The sequence below is a fragment of the Terrabacter sp. R4-6 genome (genome assembly GCF_057529065.1).
The window spans coordinates 4,059,250-4,075,729 of the sequence record NZ_CP197224.1; the positions used below are offsets into that span (position 1 = coordinate 4,059,250).

Annotated in this window: 14 protein-coding genes; 13 read left to right on the forward strand and 1 reads right to left on the reverse strand. The window is 71.7% G+C overall.

Translation table 11 applies throughout. The features are described 5' to 3' along the window. The first annotated feature begins 43 nt into the window (after positions 1-43). From ACSSS0_RS18850 to ACSSS0_RS18905, 12 genes are all read left to right on the forward strand, one after another. Positions 44-817, forward strand: a complete 774-nt coding sequence (locus ACSSS0_RS18850) for a lysophospholipid acyltransferase family protein (protein ID WP_487229197.1) — start codon at positions 44-46, stop codon at positions 815-817. 52 nt (positions 818-869) lie between these two features. Continuing rightward, the gene (locus ACSSS0_RS18855) at positions 870-1,643 is read left to right on the forward strand and encodes a TIGR03936 family radical SAM-associated protein (protein ID WP_487229198.1); all 774 of its coding nucleotides are present in this window, start codon (positions 870-872) and stop codon (positions 1,641-1,643) included. Between the two features lie 209 nt (positions 1,644-1,852). After that, positions 1,853-5,152, forward strand: coding sequence for an Rne/Rng family ribonuclease (locus tag ACSSS0_RS18860; protein ID WP_487229199.1), 3,300 nt, complete (start codon positions 1,853-1,855; stop codon positions 5,150-5,152). A gap of 125 nt (positions 5,153-5,277) precedes the next feature. Further along, on the forward strand, positions 5,278-5,586 hold the full coding sequence (gene rplU, locus ACSSS0_RS18865) for a 50S ribosomal protein L21 (RefSeq protein ID WP_028785644.1): 309 nt from the start codon (positions 5,278-5,280) through the stop codon (positions 5,584-5,586). A gap of 39 nt (positions 5,587-5,625) precedes the next feature. Further along, positions 5,626-5,895: a 50S ribosomal protein L27 gene (rpmA, locus tag ACSSS0_RS18870; protein ID WP_020144532.1), complete on the forward strand. Its 270-nt coding sequence runs from the start codon at positions 5,626-5,628 to the stop codon at positions 5,893-5,895. A gap of 131 nt (positions 5,896-6,026) precedes the next feature. Continuing rightward, complete coding sequence (gene obgE, locus ACSSS0_RS18875) at positions 6,027-7,556, forward strand: GTPase ObgE (protein WP_435986462.1); 1,530 nt, start codon at positions 6,027-6,029, stop codon at positions 7,554-7,556. Positions 7,557-7,722: 166 nt separating this feature from the next. Next, on the forward strand, positions 7,723-8,847 hold the full coding sequence (locus ACSSS0_RS18880) for a sensor histidine kinase (protein WP_435986461.1): 1,125 nt from the start codon (positions 7,723-7,725) through the stop codon (positions 8,845-8,847). Then, positions 8,844-9,617, forward strand: a complete 774-nt coding sequence (locus ACSSS0_RS18885; protein ID WP_487229200.1) for a LytR/AlgR family response regulator transcription factor — start codon at positions 8,844-8,846, stop codon at positions 9,615-9,617. The genes ACSSS0_RS18880 and ACSSS0_RS18885 overlap by 4 nt, the downstream gene beginning before the upstream one ends. Next, entirely contained in the window at positions 9,614-9,994 is a 381-nt protein-coding gene (locus ACSSS0_RS18890; protein WP_435986459.1) for a hypothetical protein, read from the forward strand. The genes ACSSS0_RS18885 and ACSSS0_RS18890 overlap by 4 nt, the downstream gene beginning before the upstream one ends. Positions 9,995-10,010: 16 nt before the next feature. After that, entirely contained in the window at positions 10,011-11,642 is a 1,632-nt protein-coding gene (locus tag ACSSS0_RS18895; RefSeq protein ID WP_487229201.1) for a sodium/solute symporter, read from the forward strand. 229 nt (positions 11,643-11,871) lie between these two features. Beyond that, on the forward strand, positions 11,872-12,207 hold the full coding sequence (locus tag ACSSS0_RS18900; RefSeq protein ID WP_435986457.1) for a DUF485 domain-containing protein: 336 nt from the start codon (positions 11,872-11,874) through the stop codon (positions 12,205-12,207). Beyond that, complete coding sequence (locus ACSSS0_RS18905; RefSeq protein WP_487229202.1) at positions 12,204-13,850, forward strand: solute symporter family protein; 1,647 nt, start codon at positions 12,204-12,206, stop codon at positions 13,848-13,850. Before ACSSS0_RS18900 ends, ACSSS0_RS18905 begins: the two co-directional genes overlap by 4 nt. Before the next feature lie 84 nt (positions 13,851-13,934). On the opposite strand, the gene proB is transcribed toward ACSSS0_RS18905, so the two are convergent. Beyond that, entirely contained in the window at positions 13,935-15,047 is a 1,113-nt protein-coding gene (proB, locus tag ACSSS0_RS18910) for a glutamate 5-kinase (protein ID WP_487229203.1), read from the reverse strand. A 114-nt stretch (positions 15,048-15,161) separates the two neighbouring features. Here proB and ACSSS0_RS18915 point away from each other — a divergent pair, with 114 nt between their 5' ends. After that, positions 15,162-16,445, forward strand: coding sequence for a glutamate-5-semialdehyde dehydrogenase (locus ACSSS0_RS18915; RefSeq protein ID WP_435986454.1), 1,284 nt, complete (start codon positions 15,162-15,164; stop codon positions 16,443-16,445). The last annotated feature ends 35 nt before the right edge of the window (positions 16,446-16,480 follow it).

Consider the following 16,480-nt stretch of genomic DNA (forward strand, 5'->3'; position numbering starts at 1 on the left):
CATCGGCGTGCCGAAGCGTAGCGACGCAGGGCAGAGTGTCCCCATGGAGCCCGTCTACTCGTCCGTCATCGGTTTCGCCCGCGGGGTGTTCGCGATGCAGGGGCTGAAGTTCACCATCCTCGGAGACGACAACGTCCCACGCGTCGGCGGTGCGGTGATGACGATCAACCACACCGGTTACATGGACTTCGCCTACGCAGGCCTCGCCGCCCAGAAGTCCGACCGCCTCGTGCGGTTCATGGCCAAGGACGGCGTCTTCTCGCACGCCGTCAGTGGTCCGCTCATGCGCGGCATGCACCACATCCCGGTCGACCGCACCGCCGGTGCCGCGTCGTACGCCGCCGCGGTCGACGCGCTCCGGTCCGGCGAGATCGTCGGGGTCTTCCCGGAGGCGACGATCTCCCGGTCGTTCGAGCTCAAGGAGTTCAAGACCGGCGCCGCCCGGATGGCCATCGAGGCCGGCGTCCCGATCCTGCCCGTCGTCATCTGGGGCTCGCAGCGCGTCTGGACCAAGGGGCACCCCAAGCGCCTCGGCCGCACCAACGTGCCCATCCTCATCAACGTCGGCGAGCCGATCGCCGTCGCGCCCGACGCCGACCCCGTGGCCGTCACCGAGCAGTACAAGGCCGTCCTGGCCGACCTGCTCGCGGTCGCCCGGGCGGCGTACGAGCCGCTCACCGGGCCCGACCTCAAGTTCCTCCCGGCGAGCATGGGCGGCACCGCACCGACCCTCGCCGAGGCGACCCGCCTCGACGAGGCCGACACGGTGGAGCGTCAGCGCCGAGCCGACGAGCAGCGGGGCTTCGCGACCGACTGAGCGGGTGGCCGGTGGTTCGGGCCGGCGCCTCGGCGCCGGTAGCCTTCCGGGCATGGCTCGTCAGGCACGTCAGCGCGTCCCCGAGGGTCCGGCCCCGGACCCCGCGGTCCAGAAGCTCCGGATCCGCTACACGAAGCGGGGTCGGCTGCGGTTCACCTCGAGCCGCGACTTCCAGCGCGCGCTCGAGCGGGCGCTGCGCCGCGCCGACGTGCCGATGGCCTTCTCGGCCGGCTTCCACCCGCACCCGAAGATCAGCTACGCCAACGCGGCGGCCACGGGCACGGGCAGCGAGGCGGAGTACTTCGAGATCTCGGTGACCCAGCGCGTCGAGCCCGAGTCGGTGCGCGCCGCGCTCGACGAGGCCCTGCCCGAGGGGATCGACATCCTCCAGGTCGTCGAAGCCGCCCCCGGGGCGCTCGCCGACCGTCTCGAGGCGAGCGACTGGGTGCTCGAGTTCGCCGGGGTTTCCCTCGAGGTCCTCGAGGCGGCTGTCGCGGCCCTCATGGGGCGCGCCACAGCCGAGGTCACACGCCTGACGAAGTCGGGTCCGCGCACCTTCGACGTGCGTGGCTCGATCGTGGCCGCACGCGTGCTGGACCCGCGCGACGCGCTCGACGACACGGTCACGACTCACGAAGTCGGGACCGACTGTGCGATACTGCGCATGGTCGTACGGCACACCACACCTGCTGTACGCCCCGACGACATTCTGACCGCGCTGCGTGAGATCGCCGACCTGCAGCCTCCGCGCCCCCCACTGGTGACGCGACTGGCGCAGGGACCGCTCGACACCGCAAACGTGCGGGTGACCGACCCGCTGGAATGACCTGCCAGGTCATGACGACGAAATGGTTGCCGACCAGGACGCCGACGGCATTCGATCACGGGGCCGCGCCCAGCGCGAACCGTTTTCGGGTGTAGCGAGACGACTTCCGTCCCGTCGCACACGCGGCGCGACGACTGCAACCGCACTCGTGCGGTGTCGACGGCCCCGGCCGCGTGTGGGTCACACCGCACCTGACGGGAGGCTGCCTGATGGCACCCAACGACACCACCAACGGCGACGAAGCCACGCTGTTCCCCTCCGAGCAGGGCACTGACGCTCCGGCACCGCGTCGTCGTGCGACGCGTCGCACGACGAAGAAGGCCACGACCATCGTGCCCACCGCCGACACCCCGGCCGTGGCTCCCGCCGAGGAGCCCTCGGTCGCCACAGCACCCGAGGACAGCTCCACCGGCGAGGCCGTGGCTGACGCCGCCCCGGAGACCAAGCGTCCGGCCCGCAAGCGCGCGACGCGCAAGAAGACGACCGTCGCTCCGGACGCGCCGACCTCCGACACCGACGGCACGAACGTGACCGCCGAGGTCACCGAGGGGTCCGCCGAGGCGACGCCGGTCGAGAAGGCACCCAAGGCCGAGAAGGCCCCGCGGGCCGCTCGGGCCACCAAGCGTGGCTCGCGCACCAAGGCCGACCGGGCCAGCGCCGCCGTCGAGGAGCTCGTCGCGGGCACCCTCTCGGGCGACGCAGGCACCGCCCCCGAGACGTCCGCCGACACGAGCACGGCGACGTCCACCGCGGCCGACCCCGGCGCGATCGACATCTCCGACCTCATCGACGTCGACGCCCTGGACGAGTCCGAGGACACCGACGACGCCGCGGCCGCCGCGGGCGATGTCGACGCCGCCCGTCAGGCCGCCGTCGTGCCCAGCTTCAGCGTGCTCTTCCAGGCGCCCGACGCGAGCCAGGCCGTGCCGACGCGCCGACGCCGCGGCACGCCGCCGGTCGAGGCGGAGGAGCCGGCCCCCGACGTCGAGGACGAGCCCACCGTCGCCGACGAGGACCAGACCGAGCTCGACGGACAGGCCGACGAGCAGCCCGACGAGGAGACCAGCCCCCGCCGGTCGCGCCGTCGCCGCGGAGGCAAGGGCCGTCGCGGCCGCGCCGCCGACGACGAGGACACCCAGGACCAGCAGCCCGACGCCGAGGACTCCAAGGACTCCCGTGACTCGCGGGACTCCCGTGGCTCGGGCGACGCGCGCGGCAGGTCCGGCGACACCCTCGACACCGACGACTCCGTCGACTCCGGCGACGACAGCACCGGCGACGCCGACTCCGAGGGCGACTCGGACGACGAGGGCGGCTCGAGCCGTCGTCGCCGTCGCCGCCGTCGGGCCGGCTCCTCCTCGGACTCCGGTGACGACACCCCCAACGTCTCGACCCGGGTGCGCCAGCCGCGCAGCCAGAGCGACGAGCCCGTCGCCGTCAAGGGCTCGACCCGCCTCGAGGCGAAGAAGCAGCGCCGCCGCGAGGGACGCGAGGCCGGACGCCGACGCACGATCATCACCGAGGCCGAGTTCCTCGCCCGCCGCGAGGCCGTCGACCGCGTCATGGTCGTGCGCAACAAGGAGGGGCGCACCCAGATGGGCGTCCTCGAGGACGGCGTCCTCGTCGAGCACTACATCGACCAGGCCACGAACGTCTCCATGGCCGGCAACATCTACCTCGGTCGCGTGCAGAACGTCCTGCCCTCGATGGAGGCCGCCTTCGTCGACATCGGCAAGGGCCGCAACGCGGTGCTCTACGCCGGTGAGGTCAACTGGGACGCCGCCGGTCTCGAGGCCAACCAGCCCAAGCGCATCGAGAACGCCCTCGGCTCCGGCCAGACCGTGCTCGTCCAGGTCACGAAGGACCCGATCGGCCACAAGGGTGCCCGCCTCACCTCGCAGATCTCGCTGCCGGGCCGCTACCTCGTCTACGTCCCCAACAGCTCGATGACCGGGATCAGCCGCAAGCTGCCCGACACCGAGCGCGCCCGCCTCAAGAAGATCCTGCGCGACGTCGTGCCGGACTCGGCCGGCGTCATCGTCCGCACCGCGGCCGAGGGCGCGAGCGAGGAGGAGCTGCGCGCCGACGTCGAGCGACTGACGCGCACCTGGGAGGACATCCAGGCCAAGGCCGAGGCGGCCTCCTCCCCGCGCGCGGGCAAGAGCAAGGGCAAGAAGAAGAACGGCGCGGCCGGGTCCGCCACGGGCGGCCAGGCCCCGATGCTGCTGCACGGCGAGCCCGACCTCACGGTCCGGGTCATCCGCGACGTCTTCAACGAGGACTTCAAGCAGCTCGTCGTGGCCGGCGACCAGGCGTGGAACGAGATCCACCCGTACATCTCCTCGGTCGCTCCCGACCTCGCCGACCGCGTCACGAAGTGGACCTCCGAGGAGGACCTCTTCACGCACCACCGCGTCGACGAGCAGCTCTCCAAGGCGATGGACCGCAAGGTCTGGCTGCCGAGCGGTGGCTCCCTCGTCATCGACCGCACCGAGGCCATGACGGTCGTCGACGTCAACACCGGCAAGTTCGTCGGCTCGGGCGGCAACCTCGAGGAGACCGTCACCAAGAACAACATCGAGGCGGCCGAGGAGATCGTGCGCCAGCTCCGGCTGCGCGACATCGGCGGCATCATCGTTATCGACTTCATCGACATGGTCCTCGAGAGCAACCGCGACCTCGTCGTGCGTCGGCTGCTCGAGTGCCTCGGCCGCGACCGCACGAAGCACCAGGTCGCCGAGGTCACCTCGCTCGGTCTCGTCCAGATGACGCGCAAGCGTGTCGGGTCGGGCCTCATCGAGGTCTTCTCCGAGACGTGCGAGCACTGCAACGGCCGCGGCTTCATCATCCACACGGACCCCGTCGACAAGGGCGCGCACCAGCACGAGCAGAGCCCGGGCGAGAACGTCGGCAGCAGCACCAGCCGTCGTCGGGGCCGTGGCCAGAACACCGGTCAGGGTGCGAGCCAGGGCGGCAACCAGAACAACGGTGGCCAGCAGTCGGGCCAGCAGTCGGGCCAGGGTCAGCCGGAGTCGAAGAGCAACGGCCCCACCGCCGCCCAGATCGCAGCAGCGGCGCACGCGGCCGCGCTCAAGAGCGCGTCCGGCCAGCCGGTGGGCGAGGCTGCCGCCGAGGCCGTCGCCGAGGTCAGCGGCGGCCGGGGCTTCCCGCAGGACGACGGCCCGTGGTCCGGGGACGACGCGCACGACGTCGACCCCGGCGACGAGCAGGCGACCCAGGGCGGCGCCCACGTCGAGCTCGAGTCCGACGTGGCCGGTGCCGCCGACGTTCCCGATGCCAGTGACGACGTGTCCTCGTCCGCCGACGCGGAGCACGAGCCGCCGGCCACGCAGCCGGAGGCGAGCGTGCAGACGAGCGGCGCCGCACCCGTCGAGGCCGCGGTCGAGGTGCAGCCCGCTGCACGCGGCCGTCGCCGTCGTGGCCGGGTCGTCGCGCCCGCCGGCCCGCCGCGTGGGAGCAGCGAGCCCGGCGCCTCGGGCGAGGGCTGACCTCGGTTTGGAGCTGGGGCCGTTCAGCCGGTAATCTTCTTCCTTGGTGCGCCCACCGGGCCCGTGTTGACGGGCCGGTGCCGAAAGCGGCGATACCAACCCTTGATGAGAGAGTGAGTTTCACTGTGTACGCGATTGTTCGCGCTGGCGGTCGCCAGGAGAAGGTGTCGGTGGGCGATGTCCTGCTCGTCGACAAGGTGACGGGTCAGCCCGGCGATGCCATCGAGCTCACGCCGCTGCTCCTCGTGGACGGGACCACGGTCACGTCCGATGCCGACAAGCTGTCCAAGGTGTCGGTGAAGGCCGAGGTCGTCAAGGCCGCCAAGGGCCCCAAGATCGTCATCATGAAGTACAAGAACAAGACCGGCTACCGCAAGCGTCAGGGCCACCGTCAGCCGCTGACCCAGGTCAAGATCACCGCCATCAACGCGTGATCCACCCGGAACCCAGAGACTCACGAGAGAAGGACTGACATGGCACACAAGAAGGGTGCGTCCTCGACCCGCAACGGTCGCGACTCGAACGCACAGTTCCTCGGCGTCAAGCGTTTCGGTGGCCAGAAGGTCAACGCGGGCGAGATCCTCGTCCGTCAGCGCGGCACGCACTTCCACCCGGGCGAGGGCGTCGGTCGCGGTGGCGACGACACGCTGTTCGCCCTCGTCGCCGGCGCCGTGAAGTTCGGCTCCAAGCGCGGCCGCAAGACGGTCAACATCGAGCAGGTCGAGACCGCAGCTGCCGAGTGATCTGCTGATCACCACTGAGTTTGTACCGGAAGGGCGGGCCCGCGTGGCCCGCCCTTCCGCCTTTCCCGGGCACACAGCATCCCCCAACCGGCGTATGCCGTCCGCCCACCCTGATCTGGAAGAGTGACCCCATGGCAGTGACCTTCGTCGACCGCGTCGTGCTGCACCTCAGCGCCGGCGCCGGGGGGCACGGCGTCGCCTCCGTCAAGCGCGAGAAGTTCAAGCCGCTCGGCGGTCCTGACGGCGGCAACGGCGGCCACGGCGGCTCCGTCATCCTGCGGGTCGACCCGCAGGCGACGACGCTGCTCGACTACCACCGCCACCCGCACCGCAAGGCGGTCAACGGGCTGCCCGGTGCCGGCGACGAGAAGAACGGCGCCGACGGCGACGACCTCGTGCTGTCGGTGCCGGAGGGCACGGTCGTCAAGGACGGCGAGGGCCGGATCATCATGGACCTCGTCGGCATGGGCACCGAGCACGTCATCGCGCGTGGTGGCCGCGGCGGTCTCGGCAACAAGGCGCTGTCGTCGGCCCGGCGCAAGGCGCCCGGCTTCGCGCTCCTCGGCGAGCCGGGCGAGGAGGTCGACGTCGTGCTCGAGCTCAAGACGCTCGCCGACGTCGCGCTCATCGGCTTCCCGAGCGCCGGCAAGTCCTCGCTCGTCTCGGTGCTGTCGGCCGCGAAGCCGAAGATCGCCGACTACCCCTTCACGACCCTCGTGCCCAACCTCGGCGTCGTCACGGCGGGCTCGGCCCGCTTCACCGTCGCCGACGTCCCGGGCCTCATCCCGGGCGCCCACGAGGGCAAGGGCCTGGGCCTCGAGTTCCTGCGCCACGTCGAGCGCTGCTCGGTCCTCGTCCACGTCATCGACTGCGCGACGCTCGAGCCGGGCCGTGACCCGATGAGCGACCTCGACGTCATCGAGAACGAGCTGTCGCTCTACGTGCCCGACGCCGACCTCGGCGGCAAGCCGCTCGCCGACCGCACCCGCATCGTCGTGCTCAACAAGGCCGACGTGCCCGAGGCCCGCGAGCTGGCCGAGATGGTCAAGCCCGACCTCGAGGCGCGCGGCATCGAGGTCTTCATCGTCTCCGCGGTGGCCCACCAGGGCCTGCGCGAGCTCAGCTTCGCGATGGCCCGCCACGTCGACGCCGCCCGCGCCGAGATCGAGGCCGAGGCCGCCGTGCCCAAGCGCGTCGTGCTGCGCCCGAAGTCGGTCGACGACAAGGGCTTCACCATCGTCAAGGAGAACGGTCCCGACGGGCCGATCTTCCGGGTCGCCGGCGAGCGCCCGTACCGCTGGGTGCGCCAGACCGACTTCTCCAACGACGAGGCCGTCGGCTACCTCGCCGACCGTCTCGGCCGTCTCGGTGTCGAGGAGGAGCTCTACAAGGTCGGCGCCGTCGCCGGCGACACCGTCGTCATCGGCACCGCCGAGGACGCCGTCGTCTTCGACTGGGAGCCGACCCTGCAGGCGGGCGCCGAGCTGCTCGGCACCCGCGGCACCGACCTGCGCCTCGCGGAGTCCTCGCGACCGACGCGTGACGAGAAGCGCGAGGCCCAGAAGGACCGCTACGCGGCCCGCGCGGCCACGCAGGAGGAGCTCGAGGCCGAGCGCCGGTCCGGTCTGTGGCACGTCGCCGCCGACGAGGACGACGCCTGAGCCCACCGCACCTCTCCTGCGGCAACACACCGAACAGGTCACAACTCGCCCGAATCCGATCTCGGTGAGTTGTGACCTGCACGGTGTGTTGCGCTTGGGGCTGGGTTGCTCCGGGAGGTCCGCGAGGACCGCGCCCCCACGATGGGTGACCGCATAGGGTGGCCGCATGAGCTCGTGGGGCGCGCTGCTGCGTCGCGGTCACCTCGGCACCGAGGCCGACCGCGCGACGTACCGCACCCTGCACACCGCGCTGCTGGCCTCGCCGCCGCTGCGGATGGGCCTGACGCCGGCGGCTGCCGAGCGGTCGCTCAGGCACCTGCGCTCGCTCCTCGGCGCGCCGGCGGTCGCGATGACCGACACGAGCTCTCTGCTCGCCTGGGAGGGCGGTCGCTCGCACCACGCCCACCAGCCCGCCGTCATCTCGGCCGGGACGCTCGGCCACGGGCGGACGACCGTCGTCGACGGCGCGGACGTCGCGTGCCCCGAGCCGTCGTGCGTCGTGCGACAGGCCATCGTCGCGCCCCTCGACGTCGACGAGAAGGTCGTCGGGACGTTGCAGGTCTTCACCGGCCGGGCCTCGGCGGGTTTGGTCCGCGCCACGAACGAGGTGGCGCGCTGGGTCTCCGGCCAGCTCGAGCTGGCCGAGCTCGACGCCTCACGCACCCGGCTCATGGAGGCCGAGGTGCGCGCCCTGCGGGCGCAGATCAGCCCGCACTTCATCTACAACTCGCTGACCGCGATCGCGTCGTTCACGCGCACCGACCCCGAGCGGGCCCGTGAGCTGCTCGTCGACCTCGCCGAGTTCACGCGCTACTCCTTCCGACGGCACGGCGAGTTCACGACGCTGGCCGAGGAGCTGCGGTCCATCGAGGCCTACCTCGTCATCGAGAAGGCCCGTTTCGGCGACCGCCTCACCGTGACGGTCCGCGTCGCCCCCGAGGTGCTGCCCGTCGTCGTGCCGTTCCTGTGCCTCCAGCCGCTCGTCGAGAACGCCGTGCAGCACGGCATCGAGGGCCGCGCGGGCAGTGGCGAGATCAGCATCCTCGCCCAGGACGCCGACCACGAGTGCGTCGTCACGATCGAGGACAACGGCGTCGGCGAGGACCCCGAGCGGGTGCGCCGGGTGCTCGCCGGCGACCCGGGGAGCGACTCCGTTGGCCTGGCCAACGTCGACGAGCGCCTCCGCACCGCCTTCGGCGACGACTACGGGCTCGTCGTCGAGACCGCGCCCGGCGCCGGCACCAAGGTCGTGGTGCGGCTGCCGAAGTTCCGGCCGGGGGTGCACGTGTGACCGCCGCCCCGGACACCGAGCCGGCGCCGCTGCTGCGGGTGCTGGCCGTCGACGACGAGGCGCCGGCCCTCGACGAGCTCACCTGGATGCTCGGCCGGCACGAGTGCGTGCGCCAGGTCGTCCCCGCCGGCTCGGGGGAGGCGGCGCTTCGGGTGCTCCACGAGGAGCAGGTCGACGCGATCTTCATGGACGTGCAGATGCCGGGCCTGAGCGGGCTCGACCTCGCCCGCGTGCTCTCACGCTTCACGACCCAGCCCCCGATCGTCTTCGTCACGGCCCACGAGCAGCACGCCGTCGACGCCTTCGAGCTCAACGTCGTCGACTACGTCCTCAAGCCGGTGCGCGACGAGCGGCTCGACCAGGCCGTGCGCCGCGTCGTCCGGCAGATCCAGGGCCGCGAACCGGCCCCGTCGGCGGCCGACGAGAGCATCGTCGTCGAGCTCGCCGGGGTGAGCAGGCTCGTCCCGCGGTCCGACGTCCTCTACGTCGAGGCGCAGGGCGACTACGCCCGCCTGCACACGGCGAGCGAGAGCCATCTCGTCCGCGTGCCGTTGACGACCCTGGCCGACCAGTGGCGCGAGGCGGGGTTCGTGCGCATCCACCGGTCCTCGCTCGTCTCGCTCGGCCACATCACCGAGTGGCGCACCGAGGGTGGGCGCACGACGGTCGTCGTCGGCGGCCACGAGCTCGTCGTGAGCCGCCGCCACACGCGCGCCCTGCGCGACCTGCTCGTGCGGCGTGCCCAGCCCCTCGGGCGCGGCGGGTCATGACGCCGCCCGAGCCGCCACGGGCGCGGGTCCGGGTCACGAGCCCCCGGACCTCGGCCGCGCGCACCCGGAGCGTCTCGATCGCCTCCGAGATCGACGAGCAGACCCGGCTCGGCGAGGTCTACATCACCTCCCTCATGCGCAGCCAGCTGCGGCTGGCGCTCGGCGTGCTCCTCGTGCTCGCCTCGACGCTGGGTCTGCTGCCGCTGCTCTTCACGGCCGTCCCCGGCATCGCGGACGTCGACGTGCTCGGGGTGCCCCTGCCCTGGATGCTGCTCACGGTCGTCGCCTTCGCCGAGATCATCGGCCTCGGCTGGTTCTACGTGCGGCGGTCCGAGCGCAACGAGGACACCTTCAGCGACCTCCTCGACGGTCGATGAGCCGGGTGGGTCACGGGTGAACAACTCCGCGAGCATCGTCGCCGTGGTCCTCGTCTCGGTCGCGTCACTCGTGGTCGGCGCCTTCGGGCTGCGCCTCTCGCGGACCATGAGCGACTTCTACGTCGCCTCGCGCGGGGTCAGCCCGGTGCTCAACGCATCGGCCATCAGCGGCGAGTACCTCTCTGCCGCATCGTTCCTCGGGGTCGCGGGGCTCATCCTCGCGCGCGGCGTCGACATGCTCTGGCTCCCGATCGGCTGGACCGCGGGCTACCTGCTGCTGCTCGTCTTCGTCGCCGCGCCGCTGCGTCGCTCCGGGGCCTACACGCTTCCCGACTTCGCCCAGCTGCGCCTCGAGTCCGTCGTGGCCCGCCGGGCGTCGAGCCTGCTCGTCGTCGCGATCGGCCTGCTCTACCTCATCCCGCAGTTCCAGGGCGCCGGACTGACCCTGCGCACCCTCACCGGGGCCCCGTCCTGGGTCGGGCAGCTCGCCGTCGCCCTCGTCGTCTGCCTCAACGTCCTGCCCGGTGGCATGCGGAGCGTCACGCTCGTGCAGGCCTTCCACTACTGGCTCAAGCTGCTCGCACTGCTGACGCCGCTGTTCCTCCTGCTCGGCGCCGTCGGCGAGCGCCGCGACGACCCCGACGTCGGAGCGGTGTTCGTGTCGGACTGGGTCGAGCCGCTCCAGGGCGACCACGCCCTCTACCTGACCTACTCCCTCGTCCTGGCGACCTTCTTCGGGACCATGGGCCTGCCCCACGTCGTCGTCCGCTTCTACACCAACCCCGACGGGCGGGCCGCCCGGCGGACGACGCTCGCGGTGCTCGTGCTCCTCTCCGGCTTCTACCTGCTGCCCGTCGTCTACGGCGTCATCGGCCGCTACGTTGCCTCCGACCTCGTCGCCGCCGGGCGTGCGGACTCGGTCGTGCTCGAGCTGCCGAGCCGGCTCTTCGACGGTCCCGTCGCGGAGGGGCTGACCGCCGTTCTCGCCGCAGGCGCCTTCGCGGCGTTCCTGTCGACGTCGACCGGTCTCGTCGTGTCGGTCGCCGGCGTCGTCAGCCAGGACCTCGTGCGTTGGGGCGCGGGGCACCGCCAGGGCATCCGCACCTTCCGTCTGACGACGGTCGCCGTCGTGGCGGGTGCCCTCCTTCTCACCGTCGTCTCGGCCGGGGTCCCGGTCGCCCACGCGGTCGAGCTGACCTTCGCGGTGGCTGCATCGACGTTCTGCCCGATGCTCCTCCTCGGGATCTGGTGGCGGGGACTCACCTCGCGCGGGGCGATCGCCGGCCTCGTCGTCGGGGGTGCGCTGTCGATGGGCGCCGTCGTCACGACGACGTTCGGCATCGCCACCGGTGGCTGGTTCGGTGTCGTCCTGACGCAGCCCGCGGCCGTCAGCGTGCCGCTGGCCTTCACGACGATGGTGCTCGTGTCGCTGGCCACCCGGTCGAGCACCCCGGAGCACGTCGTGCAGACGATGGTCCGGTTGCACGCCCCCGAGCACATCGACCTCAACCGTGGCTCGTTCCACCCCGAGCGCTGGTACCGCCGCCCGCCGACCGCGGAGGGGGCGTCCGACGGCACGCAGCACCCGGCATACGGCAGCACGGAGGAGACCGCTCGTCGCCCGGGGACGACCGCTCGTCGCAGCTGATCCCGCGCACGGCGAGCCGTCGGCCCCACTGAGCGATGTCGCCTCCGCCGAGCCTGCCGTGGCACCCCGCCGGCTCCTACCTTGGCTCTCGCCGGCCGTGTGCCGGCAGCGCGGAGCGACAGGGGCGTCGACTCACCACGGGACCGTCCGGGGAGCGTCGGCGGCAGCAGGACCCGCGCCGACCGCCCAGCAGACCAGGCACGACCCAACCGCCCCGGAGGTGGCCCCAGTGAGCAAAGACGCTCCAGAGCGCGTGGCCGACGATCCCAACGTCGCCATGCAGGACTCGCCCGAGTTCGCCCAGCTGCGCAGCAAGTTCCGCAAGTTCGTGTTCCCGCTGACCGCGCTGTTCCTCGCGTGGTACTTCCTCTACGTCCTGCTGTCCGTCTTCGCCAAGGACTTCATGGGGACGAGGGTCGTCGGCAACATCACGTGGGGCCTGATCCTCGGCCTCCTCCAGTTCGTCTCGACCTTCACGATCACGATGGTCTACGCCCGCTGGGCCGACCGCGTGTTCGACCCCGAGGCCGAAGCCCTCGCCCAGAAGATGGGGGTGCAGCAGTGAGCGCCCTCCTCACCACCGCCCCGTCGCTCGTCCCCGCGGCGACCACGGTCGGCAACCCGGCGATCAACATCGGCATCTTCGCCCTGTTCGTCGTCGTCACCCTCGCCATCGTCATCCGCGCCTCGCGCAACAACCGCAGTGCCGCGGAGTACTACGCGGGTGGGCGTGCCTTCACCGGCCGCCAGAACGGCATCGCCATCGCCGGTGACTACCTGTCGGCGGCCTCGTTCCTCGGCATCGCCGGCGCCATCGCCATCAACGGCTACGACGGCTTCCTCTACTCCATCGGCTTCCTCGTGGCCTGGCTGGTCGCGCTGCTGCTCGTCGCCGAGCTGCTCCGCAACGTCGGCAAGTACACGATGGCCGACGTGCTCAGCTTCCGGCTGCGACAGCGCCCGGTCCGCATCGCCGCGGCGATCTCGACGCTCGTCGTGTCGTTCTTCTACCTGCTCGCCCAGATGGCAGGGGCCGGTGGTCTCGTCGCCCTGCTGCTCGGCGTCGAGGGGGCCGTCGGACAGCGGCTCGTCATCGTCGTCGTCGGCATCCTCATGATCTTCTACGTCATCTTCGGCGGCATGAAGGGCACGACCTGGGTGCAGATCATCAAGGCCGTGCTGCTCATCATCGGCGCGGCGATCATGACCTTCTGGGTCCTCGCCAAGTTCGGCGTCAGCCTCTCGAACCTGCTCGGCGAGGCCACGACCGCCTCGCAGGAGGCGGGCGGGAAGGACCTGCTCCAGCCCGGGCTTCAGTACAAGAACCCGGTCGACTTCATCTCCCTGTCGATGGCGCTCGTCCTCGGCACGGCCGGCCTGCCGCACGTGCTCATGCGCTTCTACACGGTGCCGACCTCGCGTGAGGCCCGTCGGTCCGTCGTGTGGGCCATCTGGCTCATCGGCATCTTCTACATCTTCACCCTCATCCTCGGCTTCGGGGCGGCGGAGCTCGTCGGAGCGGCAGCCATCAAGGCGGCACCGGGTGGCGTCAACTCGGCGGCCCCGCTGCTCGCCTTCGAGCTGGGCGGCGAGATCCTGCTCGGGATCATCTCGGCGGTCGCCTTCGCGACGATCCTGGCGGTCGTCGCCGGTCTGACGATCACGGCGAGCGCGTCCCTGTCGCACGACATCTACAACACGGTCGTCAAAAAGGGGACCGCCACGCCGGAGGAGGAGGTCAAGGTCGCGCGCATCGCAGCGCTCGTCCTCGGCGCGATCGCCATCATCGGCGGCATCTTCGCCCTCGGCCAGAACATCGCCTTCCTCGTGGCGCTGGCGTTCGCCATCGCGGCGAGCGCGAACCTGCCGACGATCCTCTACTCGCTCTTCTGGAAGCGGTTCAACACCAGGGGTGCGCTGTGGAGCATCTACGGCGGCCTGATCAGCGCCATCACGCTGATCATCTTCAGCCCCGTGGTCTCGGGCAAGCCGAACGACCCGGTGACCGGCAAGAGCCCCTCGATGCTCCAGGGGGTCGACTTCCACTGGTTCCCGCTCGACAACCCGGGCATCATCTCGATCCCGCTCGGCTTCGTCCTCGGCTACATCGGGACGGTCACGAGCAAGGAGTACAACGCGGCGAAGTACGCCGAGATGGAGGTGCGCTCGCTCACCGGTCACGGAGCCGAGACGGCGACCCACCACTGATCCGACGCGTCCCCCGCGAGGTCGCGGGGGACGCGGAGCGGCCGCGCACGCCAGGGGTGTGCGCGGCCGTTCGCGCGTCCTGCCTCAGATGACGACGAGGTCGTCGCGGTGGATGACCTCGCGCTCGTACTCCGGGCCGAGCTCGCGGGCCAGCTCCCTCGTCGACCGGCCGAGCAGCGAGGGCAGCTCGGCGGAGCTGTAGTTGACGAGACCACGGGCGATCGCGGTGCCGTCGGGGGAGCACACGTCGACGGGGTCGCCGTCGTGGAAGCTGCCCTCGACCGCCGTGATCCCGGCCGGGAGCAGCGACTTCTTGCGCTGGACCAGCGCCGTGACGGCGCCGTCGTCGATGATGAGGCGGCCGCGTGCGGTCGTCGCGTGCTCGAGCCAGAGCCGTCTCGACCGGCCGCGGACCCCGATCGGCAGGAACACGGTGCCGACGTCCTCGCCCGCGAGGACCTGGATGACCCGGTCCGCCGCCGTCACGGACGTGACGACGCCGGCGGCGGTCGCGATGCGGGCCGCCTCGATCTTCGTCGTCATGCCGCCCGTGCCGACCTTCGAGCCGCTGCCGCCGATCTCGACGCCGACGAGGTCCTGCGGTCCGCGGACGACGGGGATGCGCTGGGCTCCCGGTCGGCTCGGAGGCCCGTCGTAGAGCGCGTCGACGTCGGAGAGCAGGACGAGCGCGTCGGCGTCGATGAGATGCGCGACCAGGGCGGCGAGCCGGTCGTTGTCGCCGAAGCGGATCTCGCTCGTGGCCACGGTGTCGTTCTCGTTGACGATGGGCAGCACCCCGAGGTCGAGCAGCCGCTCGAGGGTGCGGCGGGCGTTCGCGTAGTGCGTGCGCCGGGTGACGTCGTCGGCGGTGAGCAGCACCTGACCGACCGTGATGTCGTGCCGGCCGAACGCCTGCGTGTAGCCGGCGAGCAGGGCGCCCTGGCCGACCGAGGCGGCGGCCTGCTGGGTCGCGAGGTCGCGAGGTCGGGCGGTCAGGCCGAGCGGGTGGATGCCGGCCGCGATGGCACCGGAGCTGACGAGGACGATCTGGGTGCCGTCGAGGTGCTTGTGCGCCAAGGCGTTCGCGAGGGCGACGAGGCGGCCGTGGTCGATGCCGCCGTCGACGCCGGTCAGCGAGCTCGAGCCGACCTTGACGACGAGCCGTCGCGCGGTGCTGATGACGGAGTGGGGCGACACACGTCGAACTCTAGTGACGGGCAGGGGCGCACGCAGGGCCGTCCGGACCGGGCCTTCGGTCCAGCCCCCGGAGACGGACGGCTCACGGCCTGCACGACGACCTACGCTGGAGGCATGTCCCAGACGATCGACCCTGCCGTCGTCGAGCACGTGACGGCCCTGGCGGAGCGCGCGCGCACCGCCTCGCGACGGCTCGCCCTCATGTCCCGCGCGGAGAAGGACGCGGCCCTGCTGCTGCTCGCCGACGCCGTCGACGCCGCCGCGCCGGAGGTCATCGCGGCCAACGCCGAGGACATCGAGCGCGGTCGCGCGGGCGGCATGAGCGAGAGCCTGCAGGACCGGCTCCGGCTCGACGAGCCGCGCGTGGCCGCCGTCGCCCAGGCGCTGCGCGACGTCGCGGCCCTGCCCGACCCCGTCGGTGAGATCGTGCGCGGTTCGACCCTCGCCAACGGCCTGCAGATCCGTCAGGTGCGGGTGCCGATGGGTGTCATCGGGATGATCTACGAGGCGCGGCCCAACGTCACCGTCGACGCCGCAGGCCTGGCCCTCAAGTCCGGCAACGCCGTCCTGCTGCGCGGTGGCTCCGCGGCCGCCAGCAGCAACCACGCCCTCGTCGAGGCGATGCGCGGCTCCCTCGCCGCCCAGGGCCTTCCGGTCGACGCCGTCACGCTGCTCGAGGAGGGCGGTCGCGACGCCGCCCGGGCCCTCATGACCGCTCGCGGCCACGTCGACCTCGTCATCCCGCGCGGGGGAGCCGACCTCATCGAGACCGTCGTCCGCGAGTCGACGGTCCCCGTCATCGAGACCGGCGTCGGCGTGTGCCACGTCTACGTCGACCGTGCCGCCGACCTCGACCGGGCCCGGGCCATCACCCTCAACGCCAAGACGCACCGGCCCAGCGTCTGCAACGCCGCCGAGTCGCTCCTCGTCCACCGTGACGTCGCCGCGGACTTCCTGCCCAAGGCCCTCACCGACCTCGCCGGCGCCGGGGTGCGACTGCACGTGGCACCCGAGGTCACGCAGTACGCCGAGGCGGCCGGCGCGGCATACGACCTCGCGAGCGAGGCGGACTTCGGGACGGAGTGGCACGGCCTGGAGATGAGCGTGGCCGTCGTCGACGACCTCGACGAGGCGATGGACCGGATCCGTCGGTTCGGCACCGGGCACACCGAGGCGATCGTCACGGAGGACCGGGCGGCCGCCCGGCGCTTCACCGCGGAGGTCGACGCGGCGGCCGTCATGGTCAACGCGAGCACCCGGTTCACCGACGGCGGCGAGTTCGGTTTCGGCGCCGAGATCGGCATCTCGACCCAGAAGCTGCACGCGCGCGGACCGATGGCGCTGCCCGAGCTGACGACGACGAAGTGGATCGTCGAGGGCGACGGCCACACCCGCTGACGGGCGCTGCCGCATCCGGGCACCCCGGATGGCAT